Annotated in this window: 21 protein-coding genes; 15 read left to right on the top strand and 6 right to left on the bottom strand. The window is 61.2% G+C overall.

All coding sequences use genetic code 11. The features are described 5' to 3' along the window. Nucleotides 1–104 precede the first annotated feature (104 nt). Nucleotides 105–788, bottom strand: a complete 684-nt coding sequence (locus tag ACTD9P_RS25230) for a DNA-3-methyladenine glycosylase (protein WP_219269416.1) — start codon at nt 786–788, stop codon at nt 105–107. 174 nt (nt 789–962) lie between these two features. Between ACTD9P_RS25230 and ACTD9P_RS25225 the strand changes: the two genes are divergently transcribed. The 13 genes from ACTD9P_RS25225 to ACTD9P_RS25165 all read left to right on the top strand — a co-directional run bounded on the left by ACTD9P_RS25225 (nt 963) and on the right by ACTD9P_RS25165 (nt 13,440). Beyond that, nucleotides 963–2,228, top strand: a complete 1,266-nt coding sequence (locus tag ACTD9P_RS25225; RefSeq protein WP_438869820.1) for a glutamate-5-semialdehyde dehydrogenase — start codon at nt 963–965, stop codon at nt 2,226–2,228. Further along, nucleotides 2,228–2,872 (top strand): nicotinate-nucleotide adenylyltransferase, encoded by a 645-nt coding sequence (gene nadD / locus ACTD9P_RS25220; protein ID WP_017136048.1) that lies wholly within the window; start codon nt 2,228–2,230, stop codon nt 2,870–2,872. Before ACTD9P_RS25225 ends, nadD begins: the two co-directional genes overlap by 1 nt. A 69-nt stretch (nt 2,873–2,941) precedes the next feature. Continuing rightward, complete coding sequence (rsfS, locus tag ACTD9P_RS25215) at nt 2,942–3,436, top strand: ribosome silencing factor (protein WP_003215432.1); 495 nt, start codon at nt 2,942–2,944, stop codon at nt 3,434–3,436. A 9-nt stretch (nt 3,437–3,445) separates the two neighbouring features. Further along, nucleotides 3,446–3,913, top strand: a complete 468-nt coding sequence (gene rlmH / locus ACTD9P_RS25210; RefSeq protein ID WP_003176297.1) for a 23S rRNA (pseudouridine(1915)-N(3))-methyltransferase RlmH — start codon at nt 3,446–3,448, stop codon at nt 3,911–3,913. Between the two features lie 15 nt (nt 3,914–3,928). Beyond that, nucleotides 3,929–5,827 (top strand): penicillin-binding protein 2, encoded by a 1,899-nt coding sequence (gene mrdA, locus ACTD9P_RS25205; protein WP_438869818.1) that lies wholly within the window; start codon nt 3,929–3,931, stop codon nt 5,825–5,827. A 31-nt stretch (nt 5,828–5,858) separates the two neighbouring features. After that, nucleotides 5,859–6,962, top strand: a complete 1,104-nt coding sequence (rodA, locus tag ACTD9P_RS25200) for a rod shape-determining protein RodA (protein WP_065911239.1) — start codon at nt 5,859–5,861, stop codon at nt 6,960–6,962. Between the two features lie 17 nt (nt 6,963–6,979). Continuing rightward, a complete protein-coding gene (mltB, locus tag ACTD9P_RS25195; RefSeq protein WP_138813693.1) occupies nt 6,980–7,990 on the top strand; it encodes a lytic murein transglycosylase B in 1,011 nt (336 codons plus the stop codon). After that, nucleotides 7,990–8,991, top strand: a complete 1,002-nt coding sequence (locus ACTD9P_RS25190; protein ID WP_438869817.1) for a septal ring lytic transglycosylase RlpA family protein — start codon at nt 7,990–7,992, stop codon at nt 8,989–8,991. Before mltB ends, ACTD9P_RS25190 begins: the two co-directional genes overlap by 1 nt. A gap of 172 nt (nt 8,992–9,163) precedes the next feature. Further along, a complete protein-coding gene (locus ACTD9P_RS25185) occupies nt 9,164–10,321 on the top strand; it encodes a D-alanyl-D-alanine carboxypeptidase family protein (RefSeq protein ID WP_200432115.1) in 1,158 nt (385 codons plus the stop codon). An 85-nt stretch (nt 10,322–10,406) separates the two neighbouring features. Then, complete coding sequence (locus ACTD9P_RS25180; RefSeq protein WP_438869816.1) at nt 10,407–10,694, top strand: DUF493 domain-containing protein; 288 nt, start codon at nt 10,407–10,409, stop codon at nt 10,692–10,694. Then, nucleotides 10,694–11,341 (top strand): lipoyl(octanoyl) transferase LipB, encoded by a 648-nt coding sequence (gene lipB / locus ACTD9P_RS25175; protein WP_438869815.1) that lies wholly within the window; start codon nt 10,694–10,696, stop codon nt 11,339–11,341. Before ACTD9P_RS25180 ends, lipB begins: the two co-directional genes overlap by 1 nt. Nucleotides 11,342–11,367: 26 nt before the next feature. Beyond that, on the top strand, nt 11,368–12,369 hold the full coding sequence (gene lipA / locus ACTD9P_RS25170; protein ID WP_057444888.1) for a lipoyl synthase: 1,002 nt from the start codon (nt 11,368–11,370) through the stop codon (nt 12,367–12,369). A 150-nt stretch (nt 12,370–12,519) separates the two neighbouring features. After that, nucleotides 12,520–13,440 carry a S66 peptidase family protein gene (locus ACTD9P_RS25165; RefSeq protein ID WP_438869814.1) on the top strand — a complete coding sequence of 307 codons (921 nt, stop codon included), beginning with the start codon at nt 12,520–12,522 and terminating at the stop codon, nt 13,438–13,440. A 124-nt stretch (nt 13,441–13,564) separates the two neighbouring features. Here ACTD9P_RS25165 and ACTD9P_RS25160 read toward each other — a convergent pair whose 3' ends face one another. The 5 genes from ACTD9P_RS25160 to leuS form a co-directional block, all read right to left on the bottom strand. Beyond that, nucleotides 13,565–14,890: a lytic murein transglycosylase gene (locus tag ACTD9P_RS25160; RefSeq protein WP_438869813.1), complete on the bottom strand. Its 1,326-nt coding sequence runs from the start codon at nt 14,888–14,890 to the stop codon at nt 13,565–13,567. A gap of 61 nt (nt 14,891–14,951) precedes the next feature. Beyond that, nucleotides 14,952–15,116: an alternative ribosome rescue factor ArfA gene (gene arfA / locus ACTD9P_RS25155; protein WP_003176285.1), complete on the bottom strand. Its 165-nt coding sequence runs from the start codon at nt 15,114–15,116 to the stop codon at nt 14,952–14,954. A 236-nt stretch (nt 15,117–15,352) separates the two neighbouring features. Beyond that, the gene (holA, locus tag ACTD9P_RS25150; RefSeq protein ID WP_438869811.1) at nt 15,353–16,390 is read right to left on the bottom strand and encodes a DNA polymerase III subunit delta; all 1,038 of its coding nucleotides are present in this window, start codon (nt 16,388–16,390) and stop codon (nt 15,353–15,355) included. A 39-nt stretch (nt 16,391–16,429) separates the two neighbouring features. Then, on the bottom strand, nt 16,430–17,035 hold the full coding sequence (locus ACTD9P_RS25145) for an LPS-assembly lipoprotein LptE (RefSeq protein WP_200431413.1): 606 nt from the start codon (nt 17,033–17,035) through the stop codon (nt 16,430–16,432). An 88-nt stretch (nt 17,036–17,123) separates the two neighbouring features. Then, the gene (leuS, locus tag ACTD9P_RS25140) at nt 17,124–19,730 is read right to left on the bottom strand and encodes a leucine--tRNA ligase (RefSeq protein ID WP_438869810.1); all 2,607 of its coding nucleotides are present in this window, start codon (nt 19,728–19,730) and stop codon (nt 17,124–17,126) included. A 262-nt stretch (nt 19,731–19,992) separates the two neighbouring features. Here leuS and ACTD9P_RS25135 point away from each other — a divergent pair, with 262 nt between their 5' ends. Together ACTD9P_RS25135 and ACTD9P_RS25130 are read left to right on the top strand one after the other, a co-directional pair. Continuing rightward, the gene (locus ACTD9P_RS25135) at nt 19,993–20,304 is read left to right on the top strand and encodes a hypothetical protein (RefSeq protein ID WP_138813700.1); all 312 of its coding nucleotides are present in this window, start codon (nt 19,993–19,995) and stop codon (nt 20,302–20,304) included. A 104-nt stretch (nt 20,305–20,408) separates the two neighbouring features. After that, nucleotides 20,409–21,170 (top strand): YdcF family protein, encoded by a 762-nt coding sequence (locus ACTD9P_RS25130; RefSeq protein WP_438869809.1) that lies wholly within the window; start codon nt 20,409–20,411, stop codon nt 21,168–21,170. Nucleotides 21,171–21,255: the final 85 nt, after the last annotated feature.

Genomic DNA, 21,255 nt, shown 5'->3' with positions numbered 1-21,255 from the left:
CGAATGCGGTGTGTCAGCTACGGTTCCTTCACTGATACACCGCATTCGCGAGCAAGCCCGCTCCCACATTGGATCTGCAGCGCTGCCGGTCTTGATGTTCTCAGTCAAATCAAAAAATAATCACGGCCTTCGACCTGGCCCCGGCGCAGCGGGTTCCGGGTGCAATACGGCGCATAACCCGCATCCACAAAGCGGTACATCAGGTGTTCATCGCGCCCACTGGGGATGCCCAGGCGGGTGGTCTGGATGATCTGCGTCGGGGTTTGGCCCACGTCTTCAACAAACAGCAGTTCCTGGTCGAAGCGCTTGGCGTCCCACATCGGCACTTTCAGGCCCAGGGCTTTGCACAGCAGCGTTTGGCCGGCGCAGAGTTTTTGCGATGGGCGTGGGTGGCCATTGGCGTCCGGGTTGTTGAGCAGCATCTGCGCCAGACTCGCCGGGCCGGACACCTCATCGACCCACGGATAAGCCGATTTGATCAGCACCGCATTGCCGGGGCCGTGAGCGCTGAAGTTCAGTGAATCGCCGCCACGGGCGTAGTACATGTAGATGTGCCCACCATCCAGAAACAAAGCCTTACGCTTTTCTGTGTAACCGAGTGAGGCATGGCTGCCTTTTTCGGCCACGTAATAGGCTTCGGTTTCGATAATTCGCGCCGAAAGCCAGGTTTCACCGACGCGGTGGCGGATGACTTTGCCGAGCAATTCGCGCGCAAGTAGTTGCGCGTCACGGTCGAAGAAGCTGTCGGGCAGGGCGCTGGCGGGCAGTTGGGGGGCAAAACTGGACATGGTGGTAAGGGTTAATACGGCTAAATGTGACCGAATAATAACAACTCCCACCTTAATTACCGCTGAACCCCAAGTTTTTACAGTTCATTTCGACCATCCGCCCCTCACCGCTGTCAGTCGGGCGGCGTCACAGCTATAATCTGCCGCTTTCCTCTTTGCCAAGACTCCCTGACCATGACTGAGTCCGTTCTTGACTACATGACCCGCCTGGGTCGCGCTGCCCGGCAGGCCTCGCGGTTGATCGCCCGTGCGAGCACTGCGCAGAAGAACCGTGCCCTGCTGGCTGCCGCCGATGCTCTGGATGCTTCGCGCTCCGAGTTGGCCGCCGCCAACGAACTGGACCTGGCCAACGGCCGTGCCAATGGCCTGGAACCGGCCCTGCTGGACCGCCTGGCGCTGACCCCGGCACGTATCGACGACATGATCGAAGGCCTGCGTCAGGTGGCCAAGCTGCCTGACCCCATCGGTGAAATCCGCGATATGCGCTACCTGCCGTCCGGCATTCAGGTGGGCAAGATGCGCGTGCCCCTGGGCGTGATCGGCATCATCTATGAGTCGCGCCCGAACGTGACCATCGACGCCGCGAGCCTGTGCCTCAAGTCGGGCAACGCCACCATCCTGCGTGGCGGTTCCGAGGCCATTCATTCCAACCGCGCCATTGCTGTGTGCATCCAGCAAGGCCTGGCCGTGGCCGAGTTGCCGGCTGAAGTGGTGCAGGTGGTGGAAACCACCGACCGCGCCGCCGTGGGCGCGTTGATCACCATGCCGGAATTCGTCGACGTGATCGTGCCGCGTGGTGGCAAGAGCCTGATCGAACGCGTCAGCCGTGATGCCAAGGTGCCGGTCATCAAGCACCTGGACGGCGTGTGCCATGTGTACATCGACATCGCGGCCGACCTCGACAAGGCGATCCGCATCGCCGACAACGCCAAGACCCACCGCTACGCCCCGTGCAACACCATGGAAACCCTGCTGGTACACGCCGGCATTGCCGCGCGCGTGCTGCCGCCGCTGGCTGCCATCTACCGTGACAAGGGCGTGGAACTGCGTGGCTGCGAACGCACCCGTGCGCTGCTGGGCGCGGACGTGATCGAAGCGACTGAAGAAGACTGGTACACCGAGTACACGGCGCCGATCCTGTCGATCCGCATCGTCGACGACCTGGACCAGGCCATCGAACACATCAATAAGTACGGCTCCAAGCACACCGACGCTATTGTTTCCGAGCATTTCAGCGATGCCCGGCGTTTCCTCACCGAAGTGGATTCCGCCTCGGTGATGATCAACGCCTCAACGCGTTTTGCCGATGGCTTCGAGTATGGCCTGGGGGCGGAGATCGGCATTTCCACCGACAAGCTCCACGCACGCGGCCCGGTTGGCCTGGAAGGCCTGACCAGCGAGAAGTACGTGGTGTTCGGCGATGGTCATGTGCGCACTTGATGGGTAAACGCATCGGGCTGCTCGGCGGCACCTTCGACCCCGTGCACATCGGCCATTTGCGCAGTGCCCTGGAAGTCGCGGATGCCCTCGCGCTGGATGAGTTGCGCGTGATGCCCAATGCGCGCCCGCCCCATCGCGATATGCCGCAGGTGTCTGCGCAGCAACGCCTGGAAATGGTGCGCCTGGCTGTAGAAGGTATACCGCCGCTGGTGGTGGACGACCGCGAACTCAAACGCGATAAACCGTCCTACACTGTCGACACCCTGGAACTGATGCGCGCCGAGTTGGCCGCAGATGACCAGTTGTTTCTGCTTTTGGGCTGGGACGCATTTTGCGGCCTGCCCTCTTGGCATCGCTGGGAGGAACTCCTCCAGCATTGCCACATCCTGGTTTTGCAACGCCCGGATGCCGACAGCGAACCGCCGGATGCCTTGCGCAACCTGCTGGCCGCGCGGTCGGTAAGTGACCCCTTGGCCCTGACCGGGCCGAACGGGAATATTGCATTCGTCTGGCAGACCCCGCTTGCGGTGTCCGCCACCCAGATCCGTCAACTGCTGGCCAGCGGGAAGTCGGTACGTTTCCTGGTGCCTGACGCGGTCCTGGCCTACATCGATGCGCACGGGCTTTACCGTGCGTCGAACTGAAAAGGCGCGCTTGATCGCACGAACATTCGTGCAGCGAGCGCCCGAACATACGAGCAAAACGAGTTTTATATGACGAACAAAGACGTAAGCAAAGTTAAGCGTAAAGGCACTTTCAAAAGCGCCCCGCTGCCAGTAGAAGCGCACACCGGCCCTGAGCTGGCTGGCGAAGAGCTGGTAAAAGTCGCCGTGGCGGCCCTGGAAGACGTTAAAGCCCAGGACATCCAGGTGCTGGACGTGCGCGACAAGCAAAGCATCACCGACTTCATGATCATTGCTACCGGTACCTCCAACCGCCAGATCGGCGCGATGCTCGACAAGGTTCGCGAAGCCGTCAAAGCTCAAGGCGTCAAGCCGCTGGGTGAAGAAGGCAAGGGCGACAGCGACTGGGTACTGCTGGACATGGACGACGTGATCGTTCACATGATGACCAGCAACGCCCGTCAGTTCTACGACCTGGAGCGTCTGTGGAAAGGCGCCGAGCAGAGCCGTGCGGCGGATGGCAAACACCACAGCCCGGAAGTGGGCCACGCGCACTTCGACAAGCTCAACAAAGACCAGGAATAAGGAACGGCTGTGCGCCTGCGTCTGATCGCTGTCGGTTCACGCATGCCCAAGTGGGTGGAAGAAGGCTGGCACGAGTATGCCAAGCGTCTGCCCGCTGAGCTGTCGCTGGAGCTGGTGGAAATACCGCTCAACACCCGGGGCAAGAATGCCGACGTGGCGCGCTTTATCCGTCAGGAAGGCGAAGCCATGCTGGCCAAGGTCGGCCCCAACGAGCGCATCGTCACCCTCGAGGTGCACGGCAAGCCCTGGAGCACCGAGCAGTTGGCGGTGGAACTGGACCGCTGGCGCCTGGACTCGCGTACCGTCAACTTCATGGTCGGCGGCCCCGAAGGGCTGGCGCCGGAAGTCTGCGCGCGGGCGGACCAGCGCTGGTCGCTGTCGGCACTCACGTTGCCGCACCCGTTGGTAAGGATTCTGATCGGTGAACAGCTGTATCGCGCCTGGACAGTTCTGTCCGGGCACCCTTACCACAAATAATCTGCGCCATTGCCGATGACCCAGCCGATCCGCATCAAGGACCACGAGAAAGACGCACGTCTGGTACGCGCACGCGTGGTGTTTGGCGCTTTTTTGGTGGTGGGTCTGATCGCGGTGCTGATTGCGCGGCTGTATTACCTGCAGGTGATCCAGTACGACTATCACTCCACCTTGTCGGAAAACAACCGGGTGCATGTGCAGCCGATCCCGCCGACCCGTGGGCTGATTTTCGACCGCAATGGCGTAGTGGTGGCGGACAACCGGCCCAGCTTCAGCCTGAGCATGACCCGCGAGCGTTCCGGCGACTGGCAGCAGATCCTCGATGTGATCGTGGAAGTGTTGCAACTGACGCCGGAAGACCGCGTGATCTTCGAAAAACGCATGAGGCAGGGGCGACGGCCATTCGAGCCGGTGCCGATCCTGTTCGAGCTCAATGAAGAACAGATCGCGCGCATTGCGGTGAACCAGTTCCGCCTGCCGGGCGTAGAGGTGGTGGCGCAATTGGTGCGGCATTACCCGCAAGGCGCGCACTTTGCGCACTCCGTGGGCTACATGGGGCGCATCAACGAGAAAGAGCTTAAAAGCCTCGATCCGGTGAATTACAGCGGCACCCACCATATTGGCAAAACCGGCATCGAGCGTTTCTATGAGCCGGAGTTGCACGGCCAGGTGGGTTACGAAGAAGTCGAAACCAACGCCCGTGGCCGCGTGCTGCGCGTGCTCAAGCGCACCGACCCAATCCCCGGCAAAGACATTGTGCTGAGTCTGGACATCAAGTTGCAGGAAGCAGCGGAGATGGCCCTGGGCGGTCGTCGTGGCGCCGTGGTGGCGCTCAACCCGGCCACTGGCGAAGTGCTCGCGATGGTCAGCCAGCCGAGTTTCGACCCGAACCTGTTTGTGACCGGTATCAGCTTCAAGGCCTACGCCGAACTGCGTGATTCCATCGACCGGCCGTTGTTCAACCGCGTACTGCGCGGGCTGTATCCGCCGGGTTCGACGATAAAACCGGCGGTGGCGATTGCCGGCCTGGATTCGGGCGTGGTCACGGCCTCCAGCCGCGTGTACGACCCCGGCTACTACATGTTGCCCAACTACGATCACAAATACCGTAACTGGAACCGCACCGGTGACGGCTATGTCGACCTGGACACCGCGATCATGCGCTCCAACGACACCTATTTTTATGACCTGGCCCACAAGCTGGGGATTGATCGGCTGTCTGCCTATATGGGCAAGTTCGGCCTCGGTCAGAAAGTCTCCCTGGATATGTTCGAAGAATCCCCTGGCTTAATGCCATCGCGGGAGTGGAAGCGTGCAACCCGTCGCCAGGCATGGTTCCCGGGCGAAACCCTGATCCTCGGCATCGGCCAGGGCTACATGCAGGCCACGCCGTTGCAACTGGCCCAGGCCACCGCGCTGGTGGCCAACAAAGGCGTGTGGAACCGCCCGCACCTGGCCAAGACCATCGAAGGCCAGAAGCCTGTGGATGAAAACCCGATTCCCGACATCGTGCTGCGTGACCCGTCCGACTGGGCCAAGGTCAACCACGGCATGCAGCAAGTGATGCACGGCGCCCGAGGCACGGCGCGCAAGGCCGCAGCCGGTGCGCAATACCGCATTGCCGGCAAAAGCGGTACGGCCCAGGTAGTTGCGATCAAGCAGGGCGAGAAATACGACCGCTCCAAGGTTCAGGAACGTCACCGCGACCACGCCTTGTTTGTCGGCTTTGCGCCGGCCGACGACCCGAAAATCGTGGTGGCGGTGATGGTCGAGAATGGCGAGTCCGGCTCCGGCGTCGCGGCGCCGGTGGTGCGTCAGATCATGGACGCTTGGCTGTTGGCCGACGACGGCCGGCTCAAATCCGAATATGGCGGCCCCCCTTCAAGCACCGAGGTTACGGCCCGTGAAGAGTAATTTTGACCGCATCCTCTCCAGCGAGGATGTGATGCGTCGCCGTGCGACGTTGCTGCAACGCATGCACATTGATGGCCCGCTGTTGATCCTGCTGCTGACCTTGGCGGCCGGCAGCCTGTTCGTGCTGTATTCGGCCAGCGGCAAGAACTGGGACTTGCTGATCAAGCAGGCGTCGTCGTTCGGCCTGGGCCTGCTGTCGATGGTGGTGATCGCCCAGTTGGAACCACGCTTCATGGCGCGCTGGGTGCCCTTGGGGTATGTCGTCGGCGTATTGCTGCTGGTGGTGGTGGACGTCATGGGCCACAACGCCATGGGCGCGACGCGCTGGATCAATATTCCCGGGGTGATTCGCTTCCAGCCCTCGGAATTCCTCAAGATCCTGATGCCGGCGACCATCGCCTGGTACCTGTCCAAGCGCACCTTGCCGCCGCAACTCAAACATGTGGGGGTGAGCCTGATCCTGATCGGCGTGCCGTTTATCCTGATCGTGCGCCAGCCCGACCTCGGCACCTCGCTGTTGATCCTCGCGGGCGGCGCGTTCGTGCTGTTTATGGGTGGCCTTCGCTGGCGCTGGATCCTCAGCGTGCTGGCCGCCGCCATCCCGGTGGCCGTGGCGATGTGGTTCTTCTTTATGCACGACTACCAGAAGCAGCGGATCCTGACCTTCCTTGACCCGGAAAGCGACCCGCTGGGCACTGGCTGGAACATTATCCAGTCCAAGGCGGCCATCGGTTCCGGTGGCGTATTTGGTAAGGGCTGGTTGCTGGGCACGCAGTCGCATCTTGACTTTTTGCCCGAGAGCCACACCGACTTCATTATTGCGGTATTGGGCGAAGAGTTCGGCCTGGTGGGCATTTGCGCCCTGTTGTTGATCTATGTGTTGTTGATTGGTCGCGGCCTGGTGATTACCGCCCAGGCGCAGACGTTGTTCGGCAAATTGCTCGCCGGCAGCCTGACCATGACTTTTTTTGTTTACGTTTTCGTCAACATCGGTATGGTCAGTGGCCTGTTGCCGGTGGTTGGGGTGCCGTTGCCGTTCATTAGCTACGGCGGAACTTCGCTGGTGACATTGATGTCAGCGTTTGGGGTTTTGATGTCGATTCACACGCATCGCAAGTGGATCGCGCAGGTTTGAATAAGGTGAAGATGTCAATGCAAGTAATGCGCGGCTGGGCCACTCGGCACGCGTCCTGGATGGGCCTGATTGGGCTGCTGGGCGCGACGCAAGAGGTGCAGGCCGGTGACTACGATGGTTCACCCCAGGTCGCCGAATTTGTCGGTGAAATGACCCGCGACTACGGTTTCGCCGGTGAACAACTGATGGGCGTGTTCCGTGAAGCCCAGCGCAAGCAGGCGATCCTCGACGCGATCTCGCGTCCCGCCGAGCGCGTCAAACAGTGGAAAGACTACCGCCCGATGTTCCTCACCGACGCCCGTGTGGCGCGGGGCGTGGACTTCTGGCGTCAGCACGAAGCGGTGCTGGCGCGCGCCGAGCAGGAATACGGCGTGCCGGCCCAGGTGATCGTCGCCATCATCGGCATCGAAACCTTTTACGGGCGCAACACCGGCAGCTACCGGGTGATCGACGCCTTGTCGACCCTGGGCTTCGATTACCCACCGCGTGCCGAGTTTTTCCGCAAGGAGCTGCGTGAATTCCTGCTGCTGGCCCGCGAAGAACAGGTCGACCCGTTGACCCTCAAGGGCTCCTACGCCGGTGCGATGGGGCTGCCGCAGTTTATGCCGAGCAGTTTCCGGGCATACGCGGTGGATTTCGACGGCGACGGCCACATCAATATCTGGAGCAACCCGGACGATGCCATCGGCAGCGTGGCCAGCTACTTCAAGCGCCATGGCTGGGTGGCCGGCGAACCGGTGGTGATCCGCGCTGATGTCACGGGCGATCGCGCCGACGAAGGTTTGACCCAGGGAATCGAGCCGGTCAAGACCGTCGGGGAGTTGCGAGCGCTGGGCTGGTCGAGTCAGAATGCGCCACGCGATGATATGCCGGTGACGGCGTTCCGCCTGGAAGGCGCAAACGGCCCGGAATACTGGATGGGCCTGAAGAATTTTTACGCAATCACGCGTTATAACCGCAGTGTGATGTACGCCATGGCCGTGCATCAGCTGTCAGACATGCTGGTCCAAGCACGGGGCAACAAGTAATGCGGGTATCGCCGTTCCAAAAACCGCTCAAGCTGGTGGCGTTCGCCGCGTTGTCCTTGCTGGTTGTCAGTTGCTCCTCCACCCCAACTCGCGCCCCGGCGCAGAAGGGTGGTGCTATCGTCCGCGCCCAGCCGGGCCTGGACATCAACCGCGCGCACAAAGACGGCGCGCCGTGGTGGGATGTCGACGTATCGAAGATCCCGGACGCCACGCCGACCCTGCACACCGGGCCTTACAAAGCCAACCCGTATACCGTGCTGGGCAAGAATTACTTCCCGCTGCAGGAATCCAGGACCTACTCGCAAACAGGCACGGCGTCCTGGTATGGCACCAAGTTCCATGGCCAGAACACCGCCAACGGCGAAGTGTATGACCTGTACGGCATGAGCGCGGCCCACAAGACCTTGCCGCTGCCCAGTTATGTACGCGTGACCAACCTGGACAACAACCGCACGGTGATCCTGCGGGTCAACGACCGTGGGCCGTTCTATTCGGACCGGATCATCGACTTGTCCTACGCCGCCGCGAAGAAACTCGGTTATGCCGAAACCGGCACCGCGCGCGTGAAAGTCGAAGGTATCGACCCCGCGCAGTACTGGGCTCAGCGTGGCAAACCGGCACCCTTGATGCTCAACGAGCCGCAAACCCCGCAACCGCAAGTGACCGCCTCGACCGGCAAGATCGAGCAGTGGACGCCACCACCGGCGCAGCACGCACCGGATACGGTGGTGGTGCCGCATGCAGCGCCAGGCGCATCTACAGTCGGTGGCCAGTACCTGCAGGTCGGCGCTTTCGCCAACCCGGATGCGGCAGAACTGTTAAGGTCCAAGCTCAGCGGCATGGTCAGCGCGCCCGTATTTATCAGCTCCATCGTGCGTAACCAGCAAACCCTGCACCGTGTGCGCATGGGACCGATTGGTTCGCCAAGTGAAGTGGCGCAAGTACAGAACAGTGTGCGCCTGGCCAACCTGGGGCAACCCAGCGTGGTCACGGCTGAATAAGTAAAAGGATTGATGGTTCAGGTTCGCCTGAACCCAGGTTGTTGGCTCGTGAACAATAAAAACCCAGGGGCAAGGGGTGAGCGGGCAACCGAACACGCGACAGTCTGGCAGCGGGCTGTCTGAATAGTTTTGCCCGCGAGGGCAAGTTTCCATAAGCAATTTCGAGAGACGGATGAACATCACCACCTTAGCCAAACGCACGTGCCTGCTTCTTTCGCTGATCATCACCCCGGCCGCCTGGGCGGTTGAAATGGTGCCAGCTTCCCCGCAACTGGCCGCCAAGGCCTGGGTCCTCATGGATGCCGCCAGCGGCAACGTGCTGGTCGAGAACAACGGTGACCAGCGCCTGCCCCCGGCCAGCCTGACCAAACTGATGACGGCCTACATCGCGACCCTGGAAATCCGTCGCGGCCAGATCGGCGAAAATGACCCGGTTACCGTCAGCGAAAACGCGTGGCGCACCGGCGGTTCGCGGATGTTCATCAAGGTCGGTTCGCAAGTCACTGTGAGCGACCTGCTGCACGGCATCATCATCCAGTCCGGTAACGACGCCAGCGTGGCCCTGTCCGAGCACATCGCCGGCAGCGAAGACGCGTTCGCCGACCTGATGAACAAGACTGCCGGCGACCTGGGCATGTCCAACAGCCACTTCATGAACCCGACCGGCCTGCCGAACCCGGAGCACTACTCGTCGGCTCATGACATGGCCTTGCTGGCTCGCGCCATCATCCGTGTCGACCCGGTGCACTACGCGATCTACTCCCAGAAGGAATTCTTCTGGAACAACATCAAGCAGCCTAACCGCAACCTGCTGCTGTGGCGTGACAAGACCGTCGACGGTCTGAAAACCGGCCACACCGAAGAAGCCGGCTACTGCATGGTGTCGTCCGCTGTACGTGACGGCCAGCGCCTGATCGCCGTGGTATTCGGCACTAACAGCGAGCAGGCCCGTGCGGCCGAGACGCAAAAGCTGCTGACTTACGGCTTCCGCTTCTTCGAAACCCAGACCTTCTACCAGAAGGGCGCTGAGCTGGCTCAAGCCCCGGTATGGAAAGGCGCGACCCATCAAGTCAAGGCCGGCCTGGCCGATGACCTGACCCTGACCATGCCTAAAGGCCAGCTGAAAAAGCTCGCTGCCAGCATGACCATGAACCCGCAATTGGTTGCTCCAATCGCCAAGGGTGACGTGATCGGTAAAGTCGAAGTGAAGCTCGATGACAAGGTGGTGCACAGCGCCGACCTGATCGCACTGGACGCCGTTGACGAAGGTGGTATCTTCCGCCGCGTGTGGGATAGCATCCGTCTATTCTTCTACGGCTTGTTCAACTGATTGTGCGCACCTGCAAAGCCCCGCGTTGATCCAGCGTGGGGCTTTGCCCGTCGCCACGGCTTAGCGCTTACGAGGCTGTTCTGCCATGACCGATAAAGAAGTAGAAGTAGAAGTAAAGGCGCCAAAGATCGAATTCCCCAACGTGGACTATCCCGTCAAGGTGATCAGCGATACCGGTGTAGGCAACAAAGACAAGATTCTCGAGATTGTGCGTAAACACGCGACGATCAACGACAACCGGGTGGACGAGCGTTTGAGCTCCAACGGTAAATACACCACGATCCAGTTGCACATCGTTGCGACCGGTCAAGACCAGCTCTACGACATCAATAGTGAACTGCGGGCCACCGGCTTCGTACACATGGTGTTGTGATGTCACAGGTTTTGGGCTTTCGCGAGCTCGGCCAGATGGCCTACGAGCCGGTCTGGCATGCCATGCAGCGCTTTACCAACGAGCGCGGCACCTCGGCCCCGGATGAAATCTGGCTGGTGGAGCACCCGCCGGTCTTCACCCAGGGCCAGGCCGGCAAGGCTGAGCACCTGCTGCTGCCGGGTGATATTCCGGTGGTGCAGGTCGACCGAGGTGGCCAAGTGACTTACCATGGCCCTGGTCAGCTGGTGGCTTATTTGCTGCTGGACGTGCGCAAGCTGGGTTTTGGCGTGCGTGACCTGGTGAGCCGCATGGAGGCTTGCCTGATCGAGCTGTTGGCCAGTTACGGCGTCACCGCCGCGGCCAAGCCCGATGCACCCGGTGTATACGTGGACGGCGCGAAAATCGCCTCCCTCGGTTTGCGCATTCGCCACGGTTGTTCCTTTCATGGCCTGGCCCTGAATGTGGACATGGACCTGGCGCCGTTTCGGCGCATCAACCCGTGCGGTTACGCCGGGCTGGCGATGACGCAACTGAGCGAGCACGCCACACCGATTAAATTTGCCGAGGTAAGTGCCCGGCTGCGTGCGCAGCTCGTCAAACACCTCGACTATGCTGAGCAGACGACCCTTACGGGCGGAATCGACTGATTATGACTACTGATGCAGTGCAAACCATGATCCCGACGCTGGACATCACCGAGCGTCCGGCCCCGGCCCCGCGTGCCAAGGTCGAAGCCGGCGTCAAGCTGCGCGGCGCCGAGAAGGTTGCACGCATCCCGGTGAAAATCATCCCGACCACCGAACTGCCGAAAAAGCCTGACTGGATCCGCGTGCGCATCCCGGTTTCGCCGGAAGTCGACCGCATCAAGGCGCTGCTGCGCAAACACAAACTGCACAGCGTGTGCGAAGAAGCCTCCTGCCCGAACCTGGGCGAATGCTTCTCCGGCGGCACCGCCACCTTCATGATCATGGGTGACATCTGCACCCGTCGTTGCCCGTTCTGCGACGTTGGCCACGGCCGGCCGAAGCCACTGGACGTCAATGAGCCGGAAAGCCTGGCGATTGCCATTGCCGACCTGAAACTCAAGTACGTGGTGATTACTTCCGTAGACCGCGATGACCTGCGCGACGGCGGTGCCCAGCACTTTGCCGACTGCATCCGCGAGATCCGCAAGCTGTCGCCGAACGTGATGCTCGAAACCCTGGTGCCGGATTACCGTGGCCGCATGGACGTTGCGCTGGAAATCACCGCAGCCGAGCCACCGGATGTGTTCAACCACAACCTGGAAACCGTGCCACGCCTGTACAAGGCTGCGCGTCCGGGTTCGGACTACCAGTGGTCGCTGACCCTGCTGCAAAAATTCAAGCAGATGATGCCGCACATCCCGACCAAATCCGGCCTGATGCTGGGCTTGGGCGAGACCGACGAAGAAGTCATCGAAGTCATGAAGCGCATGCGCGAACACGACATCGACATGCTGACCCTGGGCCAGTACCTGCAACCGTCGCGCAGCCACTTGCCGGTGCAGCGTTTTGTGCACCCGGATACTTTCGCCTGGTTCGCCGAGGAAGGTTACAAGATGGGCTTCAAGAACGTGGCCTCCGGCCCGCTGGTACGTTCCTCGTACCACGCTGATGAACAAGCCAAGCTGGTCAAGGCAAGCCTGGTTTCCTGATACAGATTTACGCAACGCCGCAATCCAATGTGGGAGCGGGCTTGCTCGCGAAAGCGGTGTTTTAGTCGACTGATGTGTTGGCTGGCACTCTGCCTTCGCGAGCAAGCCCGCTCCCACATTTCGTTCCGCGTCATATAGGGAGAATCGTGGATGACTGCCGCTGTACCCGCCCTGCGCCCCGAAGGCGTCATTGGCCTGATCGCCCCCGCCGGCCCTGCCGCACTGGATGTGGAGAAAGCCGGCCAGTGGATGCGCGCCCGTGGCCATGAGCTGCGCATATTCCCCGGTGTGTATGAACGCGACGGCTACCTGGCCGGCAGCGATGAAGTGCGCCTGCGCGACCTGCATGCCGCGTTTGCCGACCCCGAAATCGATGCCATCTTCTGCCTGCGTGGCGGCTACGGCACACCGCGCCTGCTGGATCAGCTCAATTTCGACCTGATTGCAGCCAACCCCAAGCCGTTCGTGGGCTACAGCGACATCACCGCGTTGCACCTGGCCATCAACCGCTACGCAGGTTTTGTGACCTTTCACGGGCCGATGCTCAACGCCGACCTGCTCGGTGACAAACAGCAGCCCACCGAGTCATCGTTGTTCAGCATGCTGCGCGGGCAGCTGAGCGAGTGCAGCGTGCTGGCACACCCGGTTGCTTACCCACTGACCACGATTGAGCCGGGTGTCGCCTGCGGGCGTTTGCTCGGCGGCAACCTGTCGATGATTGCAGCGGTGATGGGCACGGCGTTTGAGATCGACGCCGAAGGCATCATTCTGTTTATCGAAGACGTCAACGAGCCACTCTACCGAATTGACCGGCTGCTCACGCACTTGCGTCTGGCGGGCAAGCTGGCCCAAGTGGCTGGCGTGCTGGTCGGGGATGTCTCGGGTGTGGACAAGGCGGCATTGGAGCGGCTGCTCAAGCAGACCTTCGAGCCGCTGTGCATTCCGGTGCTGTCCGGCTGGCGCAGCGGGCACTGCGATCCGAACCTGACGCTGCCGATGGGCGCGCTGGTGCGCCTGGATGCGGGGGAGCAGCAGTTGGTGTTGGAGCAGGATGTAGTGTTCAAGCCCTGAGCGTCGATCGTTCCCACGCTCTGCGTGGGAATGCATCCCGTGACGCTCCGCGTCACCCCCTCAAGAGCAGACGCAGAGCGTCCAAGGCGGCATTCCCACGCAGAGCGTGGGAACGATCGTGTCCTCAGCGGCTCTGCAACGACTCCAGCAGCTTCACCGTCGCAAACCCATCCGCAGGCCAACCCAACGACTGCTGCGCCGCCCGAATCGCCTTGCGCGTGTTGGCGCCGATAATCCCGTCCGGGTTGCCCGCGTCATAGCCCTTGGCACTCAGCACCGTCTGCAAATCAATACGCTGTGAGCGACTCAACGGCAGTTCATCCTTGGGCCAGTCGCCACGAATCACTCCGCCGCCACCAAACCGCTCCGACAGCAGGCCCACGGCCAGCGCGTACGACGATGAGTTGTTGTACTTGAGGATCGCGCGGAAGTTATCCAGCACCAGGAAAGCCGGCCCACGGTAGCCGGCCGGCAACAGCAGGGCGGCGGACAGGTGCTCGACGTTCGGCGGCATGCTTGCGCCAGGTGGCAGCTGGATGCCGAGGTTCATCCACTCGCCAACGGTCTTGCGTATGCCGCCGTCGGCCAGGGCGTAATCGAAGTTAGCCGGCAGTTGTTTCACCTCAAAGCCCCATGGCTGGCCGCGTTGCCAGCCGGAGCTTTGCAGGTAGTGCGCAGTGGAGGCCAGGGCGTCGCCCGGGCTGTTCCAGATATCGCGGCGACCGTCGCCATCGAAATCCACGGCGTGGGTGTTGTAGGTGGTCGGGATGAACTGGGTCTGGCCCATGGCCCCGGCCCACGAGCCTTTCATCTGGTCGGCAGAGATATCGCCATGCTGGATGATCTGCAGCGCCGCCAGCAGTTGCGCCTGGGCGAATGCCGGGCGGCGGCCTTCATAGGCCAGGGTTGCCAGGGAGCGGATCACCGAATTATTGCCCTGGAACTGGCCAAAGTTGCTTTCCATGCCCCACACCGAAACCAGTGCCTGGCGATCAACGCCATAACGCTCTTCGATGCGCTGCAGGATATCGGCGTATTTGATCAGCAACGCTTGGCCATTACGCACGCGTACCGGCGACAGGGCGCCGTCGAGGTATTCCCATACTGGGCGGGAAAACTCCGGCTGGCTGCGGTCAGCACGAATCACCGCCATGTCGGGTGTCACGCCGGCAAAGGCGGTATCAAAAACGGCGGGCGTAATGCCTGCGTTTAAGGCTTGCGCACGAAAGCCAGCCTGCCATTCGGCAAAAGTCTGGGTCGGTTGGATATCAAGATTGTCCACGGCCAAAGGGGGGACCACGGCAGGCGCGACGGCCGGCACAGTCTGGAGTTTTGGCAGGGGTTGCGCGTCCGCGGCGGTGGGTTTCTCGGCGCAGGCGACAAGCAGAATGAGGCTGGAGGCAGCGATCAGTTGGCGAAGGTGCCAACGACGGGAAAGGCTAGAGGGCATGCACAGGTCCAGGGATTACAAATCAAGTACCGACCTTATCATGCCGGAGGGGCACTTGCCTTCAGGCAGCCAGAAAGTAAGAAGCCTCCCAGCTATTAGACTGGAAGGCTTCGCGGCGGTAGCTGCCTTTGCCCTTGCCGGCGCGTTCCTGACGGCTGCGGAACAGTGGCTGGGCGATGATGGATTTGGCCTTGTTGGGGCCATGCTTGGATGGCTTTTTGCTCATGGTCGGTACTCTCTTAAGGTGGGGGCTTGAGGTGGGTTGCAGCGCTGCAAATCATCTGCCGAAGTGGCTCGGCTGTAAAGCCCAGCGAGTTTCAAGAAGTGTAAACGGGATCTAAATGTGGGAGCGGGCTTGCTCGCGAATGGGTTGTGTCAGTCACTGAGTTTGTTGACTGATACACCGCATTCGCGAGCAAGCCCGCTCCCACATTGGGACTGTGGTGATTACGAGAGAGGGGGTTATTCGGCGGGGAGTGTCAGGCGTTGGCCGGACATCAACAGTGACAAACGGCTCAGGCTCATCCACGGCGAACCGGCCGCCTGGCCTTTGATCTGCGCGTCGATGCGCTGCGCTTCCAGCAACAGCTGCGCCCAGCGTTGCGCCGAGTGGCGTTGCAGGGCTTTGCTCATCAGGGGTTTGCGCTTGTCCCACACCGGCGGCCTGGCCTGGCTGAAGCATTTGTCCAGCGGCGTGCCTTGGCTGTATTGCAGGGCAATATTGGCCAGCACCCGCAGCTCTCGAGCCAGCGCCCACAGAATCACCGGGGGTTCCACGCCTTCGCCGCGCAAGCCTTCGAGCATGCGCAGGGCGTGGGCGGGTTCGCCGTTGAGAATCGCATCCACCAAGCCGAACACATCAAAGCGCGCGCTATCAGCGACTGCGCCCTGGACTGTTTCGACGGTGATCTGTCCGTCCTCGGCCATCAGCTTGAGCTTTTCGATTTCCTGGGCGGCGGCAAGCAGGTTGCCCTCGACCCGGGCGGCGATCAGCTCGACGGCATCTTGCGTTGCCGACAACCCTGATTGGGACAGGCGCTGACGTATCCACTGCGGCAACTGGTTACTGTCCACTGGCCAGATCTGGATGAACTGGGTTTGCAGGCCTTCTACCAGCGCCTTGCCCCACTTGTTTTTCTGCGCGCTGCCATCGAGCTTGGGCAAGCTGATCAGCAGCACCGTGTCCTCAGCCGGTCGCGAGCAGTATTCCATCAACGCCGCCGCGCCTTTGTCACCCGGCTTGCCCGAAGGCAGGCGCAGTTCCAGCAGGCGTTTTTCGGCGAACAACGACATGCTCGCACCGGCTTGCAGCAGCGTGCCCCAGTCGAAACTGGCGTCGGCGCTGAACACCTGGCGTTCATCGAAACCTTGCTGGCGTGCGGCGGTGCGAATCGCGTCTGCCGCTTCCTGGCACAGCAGCGGGTCATCACCGCTGACAATGTAGACAGGCGCGAGGCCACCTTGCAGGTGTTTGGCGAGTTGGGCGGGGGCAAGTTTCATAGGCGGGGCAAACGGGGCGCCAGGGGCGCCCCGTCTGGCTTACTCGACAGGGACTTCGGCAGGCGATTGTTTCGGCGTGTTGTCTTCGTATTCCTGCGCAGCTTTCAGGGCGTCGGCGTCAGCCTTGGCCTTGTTGTCGGCGGTCAGTTGCAAGGCGGCCAGTTTCTCTGGCGTCAGCTGTTGCAGACGAATCATCAGGCGCTGGATCAGCTCACGACGCATTTCCTTGCGAACCTGGATGATCTCCGAGTCCGAGCCCACCAGGTTGTTACCGTCGTGGCTCACGACTTTCTGCACTTCAACCTTGTCACCCATCAGGGGCAGGTGATCGCGGCCTTGCAGTTCATAGACGACCAGGGTGTTCAGCTCAATGTCCGACGCACGGCCGGCACTGGCGTAGCTGAGGTTACGCTGGGTTTCTTTCTCGTCCACCAGGTTCAGTTTGTAGGTTGCGCCGGAGCCGACGCGCACACCGCTGCTTTCCAGGGTCTGGCGCAGCTGGGTCACGGTCTCGCCGTAAGCGTTGCGCGCGTTGACGTCCAGTTCCTTGATGCTCAGTTCATTGGTGGTGGTGCCACGCAGCTGGAAGCCGCAAGCGCTCAGCAGCACAGCAAGGCCCATCACCAGCAAATTGCGTTTGATCATTTTGTTGCTCCCCTTGAAACCATGTGGGCCTTATCGAGGCCTTAAAGGTTTAGTTCGGCGCAGGGCTCAAGCCCTGCGCCCGATCCGATTAGCTGGCGACGATGTTAACCAGTTTGCCCGGCACTACGATCACTTTGCGGATCGTCAGGCCTTCGGTAAAGCGCAGCACGTTTTCGTTGATGCGCGCTGCGGCTTCCACGTCTTCACGGCTGGCGCTGGCCGGCATGTCGATCTGGCCACGCAGTTTACCGTTAACCTGGATAACCAGTTGCAATGTGTCTTGTACCAGTGCGCTGTCATCCTGCACCGGCCAGCGGGCATCGATGACCGCATCGCTGTGGCCCAGGCGGCTCCACAGTTCATGGCTGATGTGCGGCGTGATGGGTGCCAGCAGCAACACCACGGCTTCCAGGCCTTCCTGTACCAGCGCGCGGTCCTGTTCGGTGGCTTGCGGGGCTTTTTCCAGCACGTTCATCAGCGTCATCACCTGGGCGATGGCGGTGTTGAACTTGTGGTTCTGGCCCACGTCCTGGCTGGCCTGGCGGATGGCCAGGTGGGTGCTGCGGCGAATGGCTTTTTGCTCATCGCTCAACGACGCCACGTCCAGCTTGCCGGGCAGGCCCAGGCTGACATGGGCGTGCGCCAGGCGCCAGACGCGCTTGAGGAAGCGGTGCGAGCCTTCAACCCCGGAGTCGGACCATTCGGCGCTCATGTCGGGCGGCGAGGCGAACATCATGAACAGACGGCAAGTGTCGGCGCCGAACTGATCGATCATCGACTGTGGGTCGACGCCGTTGTTCTTGGACTTGGCCATTTTCTCGGTGCCACCGATTTCCACCGGCAGGCCGTCGGATTTCAGCTTGGCGCTGATCACCTTGGCTTTGCTGTCACGCTCAAGCTCGACGTCCGCCGGGTTGAACCAGGTGTAGGCGCCATTGGCTTCGCGGCGATAGTAAGTCTCGGCGATCACCATGCCTTGGGTCAGCAGGTTCTTGAACGGCTCATCGGAGCTCACCAGGCCTTCGTCGCGCATCAGCTTGTGGAAGAAGCGCGCATAAAGCAGGTGAAGAATCGCGTGTTCGATGCCGCCGATGTATTGATCCACCGGCAACCAGTGGTCGGCTGCGGATTTTTCTACCAGGCCGCCTTCATAATGTGGCGACGCGTAGCGGGCGTAGTACCACGAGGACTCGACGAAGGTGTCCATGGTGTCGGTTTCACGCTTGGCAGGCGCGCCGCATTTAGGGCACGTGCACTCGTAGAACTCGGGCATGCGCGCCAATGGCGAACCGGCGCCATCCGGCACCACGTCTTCGGGCAGCACCACCGGCAATTGGTCTTCCGGCACCGGCACGTCACCGCAGGTTTCGCAGTGGATGATCGGGATCGGGCAGCCCCAGTAGCGCTGGCGGCTGATGCCCCAGTCGCGCAGGCGGAACTGAGTGCGCGAGGCACCGAGGTTTTTCTTGATCAAGGCAACTTCGATGGCGTCGAAGGCACCCTGGAAGTCCAGGCCGTCGAACTCACCGGAGTTGATCAGTTCGCCGTGCTCGCCGTAGGCGTCTTGCCACGGGGCCGGGTTGGTATCGCCCGAGCTGGTACGCACGACCGATTTGATCGGCAGGCTGTACTTGGTGGCGAACTCGAAATCGCGCTCGTCATGGGCCGGCACAGCCATTACTGCGCCATCGCCGTAGTGCATCAGCACGTAGTTGGCGACCCATACCGGCAGTTTTTCGCCGGTCAGTGGGTGCTCGACAAACAGGCCGGTTGGCAGGCCTTTTTTCTCTTGGGTAGCAACGTCGGCTTCGGCCACGCTGCCGCCTTTGCATTCGGCGATGAACGCTTGCAGCTCAGGGTTGTTCTGTGCGGCCTGGGTAGCCAGCGCGTGCTCGGCGGCCACGGCGACGTAAGTCGCGCCCATCAGGGTATCGGGGCGGGTGGTGAAGACTTTGAGTGCGCCGGCTTCGCCGATCGAATCGACGTTGTACGGGAACTGCACTTCCATGCCTTTGGATTTGCCGATCCAGTTGCGCTGCATGGTCTTGACCTGTTCAGGCCAGCCCGGCATGTCGTCGAGGCTCGACAAGAGTTCATCGGCGTAGGCCGTGATCTTGAAGTAGTACATCGGGATCTGGCGCTTTTCGATCACCGCGCCGGAACGCCAGCCGCGACCGTCGATCACCTGCTCGTTGGCCAGTACGGTCTGGTCAATCGGGTCCCAGTTCACGGTGCCGTTTTTACGGTAGATCACGCCTTTTTCGAACAGGCGCGTGAACAGCCACTGTTCCCACCGGTAGTAATCGGGCTTGCAGGTGGTCACTTCACGGGACCAGTCCACCGCCAGGCCCAGGCTGCGCAGCTGGGTCTTCATGTAGGCGATGTTTTCGTAGGTCCACTTGGCGGGCGCCACGTTGTTTTTCATCGCGGCGTTTTCCGCCGGCATGCCGAAGGCGTCCCAACCCATAGGTTGCAGGACATTTTTGCCGAGCATGCGCTGGTAGCGGGAAATCACGTCGCCGATGGTGTAGTTACGCACGTGCCCCATGTGTAGCTTGCCGCTGGGGTAAGGGAACATCGATAGGCAGTAGTAAGTCTCCTTGCCTGGCTGTTCACTGACTTCAAAGGACTTTTGCTCGTCCCAGAAGGTTTGGGCGGCATTTTCTATTTCACGGGGCTGATATTGTTCGTGCATGGCTACTTTTGAACTGAATAGGGGTGGCCTAATCCTCTTCGGTACAACATTCAGGTTGATCGACACCAAAAAGCGGCGCGTCCGTGCCCAAACCCTGCGGGAAGTGGAGTTACAGGAAGCGCCGTAGCATACATGACCCCACTCTATCGAGGGAAACCCTGATTGCGCGGCGAGGGCCGTCTGTCGCGGCGCCAGGCAGGCGCAGCCACGGGGACTACGCTGTTTATTGGGGAGTGAGTCTTATCTTCAATGAGGTGAGGGGATGGTTGAATCGCAGCGAACTTTAATGAAACCGCAATTGTATGAAGGACTGATCGACCGTTTGGGTCGGGCATTGGATGCCGCAAGAACCGCAGGCCGATTGCGTGATGAACGGCCTCTGGAGCTGGAGTTGCGAGGCTTGAGCCAGGCCGAGCTTGAATTGATCAAGTGCTACCTGGAGTTGAATCACCACCGTGCCTCTCAGGAACGGGCTGCCCCGCCCGCCCAAGAGCCTTTGCGTTCGGCCAAGGTGATCTGGCTGAAAGATGTGTCTGCTGGTCGCGGTCCCGATAAACGTCGGGCCGTACGGTAAACGTGGAGCACCGCGTTTTCCTTTGAGTCGTCTCGAAACAGGTTGGTAAAGGTTGTCGCTGAACCCCGCTGCATCTAGGCTTCGGGCATCTTTGGAGATGCCCGATGCCTTTTCGTTATTTCATTAAACAATTGCTTTTGCCGCCCGGCATTTTTTTGCTGCTGCTGGCGGTTGCCTGGTGGTTGCGTAAAAGTCGCCCGCGCCTGGCCGGGTGCTGCTTTGCCGTGGGGTTGGGCGGTTTGTGGTTGATCAGCCTGCCAGTGATGGTGCAATGGGGCGCGCATGCCCTGGAAACCGAGCCACCGTTGGCCCGCGAAGAATGGGCAACCCTGGCCCAGCGCGCCGATGCGATTGTGGTGCTGGGTTCCGGGCGCGAACGCGGCGACCCCGCGTGGGGCTCCGATCAACCCACTGGTACAGGGCTTGAGCGCCAGCGTTATGCCGCGCGACTGGCCAAGGCCTCTGGCTTGCCAGTGCTGACCAGTGGCGGCTTGCATTACGGCACGCCGCCCAGCGAGGCCGAGTTGATGGCCGTGTCGATGCAGGATGACTTTGGCGTCACGGTGCGCTGGAAAGAAGAGCGCAGCCGCACCACCTGGGAAAACGCGCAGATGAGCGCCGAGATCCTGTTGCCGCAGGGTATCAAGCGCGTGGTGGTGGTGACACAGGCCTGGCATATGCCGCGTGCGGTATGGAGCTTCGAGAAGGCTGGCTTTACCGTGGTGCCGGGGCCGGTGGGCTTTTTGGGCGTAGACAATGCGCGGCCACTGGGCGGCTGGATGCCGGAGTTTGTATCGGTGTGGCGCAGCGGGCAGTTGATCAATGAGGCGGTGGGGCAGGTGGGGTATCGGGTGTTTTACCGGTAACGCCGCAATTCCAAATGTGGAAAGCGGTTCATGTGGGAGCGGGCTTGCTCGCGAAAGCGGTGTGCCAGTTGACGATATGTTGACT

Origin of the sequence: Pseudomonas onubensis (assembly GCF_965653655.1) — a bacterium.
Taxonomy (GTDB): Bacteria; Pseudomonadota; Gammaproteobacteria; order Pseudomonadales; family Pseudomonadaceae; genus Aquipseudomonas.
Note: the sequence above shows the minus strand (reverse complement) of the source record. Positions and strands in the feature narration are given on the sequence as shown.

Bases quoted from the DNA above. Each gene is read 5' to 3' on its own strand.
- ACTD9P_RS25230 (WP_219269416.1), bottom strand. From the start codon at position 788: ATGTCCAGTTTTGCCCCCCAACTGCCCGCCAGCGCCCTGCCCGACAGC.
- ACTD9P_RS25225 (WP_438869820.1), top strand. From the start codon at position 963: ATGACTGAGTCCGTTCTTGACTACATGACCCGCCTGGGTCGCGCTGCC.
- nadD (WP_017136048.1), top strand. From the start codon at position 2,228: ATGGGTAAACGCATCGGGCTGCTCGGCGGCACCTTCGACCCCGTGCAC.
- rsfS (WP_003215432.1), top strand. From the start codon at position 2,942: ATGACGAACAAAGACGTAAGCAAAGTTAAGCGTAAAGGCACTTTCAAA.
- mrdA (WP_438869818.1), top strand. From the start codon at position 3,929: ATGACCCAGCCGATCCGCATCAAGGACCACGAGAAAGACGCACGTCTG.
- rodA (WP_065911239.1), top strand. From the start codon at position 5,859: ATGCGTCGCCGTGCGACGTTGCTGCAACGCATGCACATTGATGGCCCG.
- mltB (WP_138813693.1), top strand. From the start codon at position 6,980: ATGCAAGTAATGCGCGGCTGGGCCACTCGGCACGCGTCCTGGATGGGC.
- ACTD9P_RS25190 (WP_438869817.1), top strand. From the start codon at position 7,990: ATGCGGGTATCGCCGTTCCAAAAACCGCTCAAGCTGGTGGCGTTCGCC.
- ACTD9P_RS25185 (WP_200432115.1), top strand. From the start codon at position 9,164: ATGAACATCACCACCTTAGCCAAACGCACGTGCCTGCTTCTTTCGCTG.
- ACTD9P_RS25180 (WP_438869816.1), top strand. From the start codon at position 10,407: ATGACCGATAAAGAAGTAGAAGTAGAAGTAAAGGCGCCAAAGATCGAA.
- lipB (WP_438869815.1), top strand. From the start codon at position 10,694: ATGTCACAGGTTTTGGGCTTTCGCGAGCTCGGCCAGATGGCCTACGAG.
- lipA (WP_057444888.1), top strand. From the start codon at position 11,368: ATGATCCCGACGCTGGACATCACCGAGCGTCCGGCCCCGGCCCCGCGT.
- ACTD9P_RS25165 (WP_438869814.1), top strand. From the start codon at position 12,520: ATGACTGCCGCTGTACCCGCCCTGCGCCCCGAAGGCGTCATTGGCCTG.
- ACTD9P_RS25160 (WP_438869813.1), bottom strand. From the start codon at position 14,890: ATGCCCTCTAGCCTTTCCCGTCGTTGGCACCTTCGCCAACTGATCGCT.
- arfA (WP_003176285.1), bottom strand. From the start codon at position 15,116: ATGAGCAAAAAGCCATCCAAGCATGGCCCCAACAAGGCCAAATCCATC.
- holA (WP_438869811.1), bottom strand. From the start codon at position 16,390: ATGAAACTTGCCCCCGCCCAACTCGCCAAACACCTGCAAGGTGGCCTC.
- ACTD9P_RS25145 (WP_200431413.1), bottom strand. From the start codon at position 17,035: ATGATCAAACGCAATTTGCTGGTGATGGGCCTTGCTGTGCTGCTGAGC.
- leuS (WP_438869810.1), bottom strand. From the start codon at position 19,730: ATGCACGAACAATATCAGCCCCGTGAAATAGAAAATGCCGCCCAAACC.
- ACTD9P_RS25135 (WP_138813700.1), top strand. From the start codon at position 19,993: ATGGTTGAATCGCAGCGAACTTTAATGAAACCGCAATTGTATGAAGGA.
- ACTD9P_RS25130 (WP_438869809.1), top strand. From the start codon at position 20,409: ATGCCTTTTCGTTATTTCATTAAACAATTGCTTTTGCCGCCCGGCATT.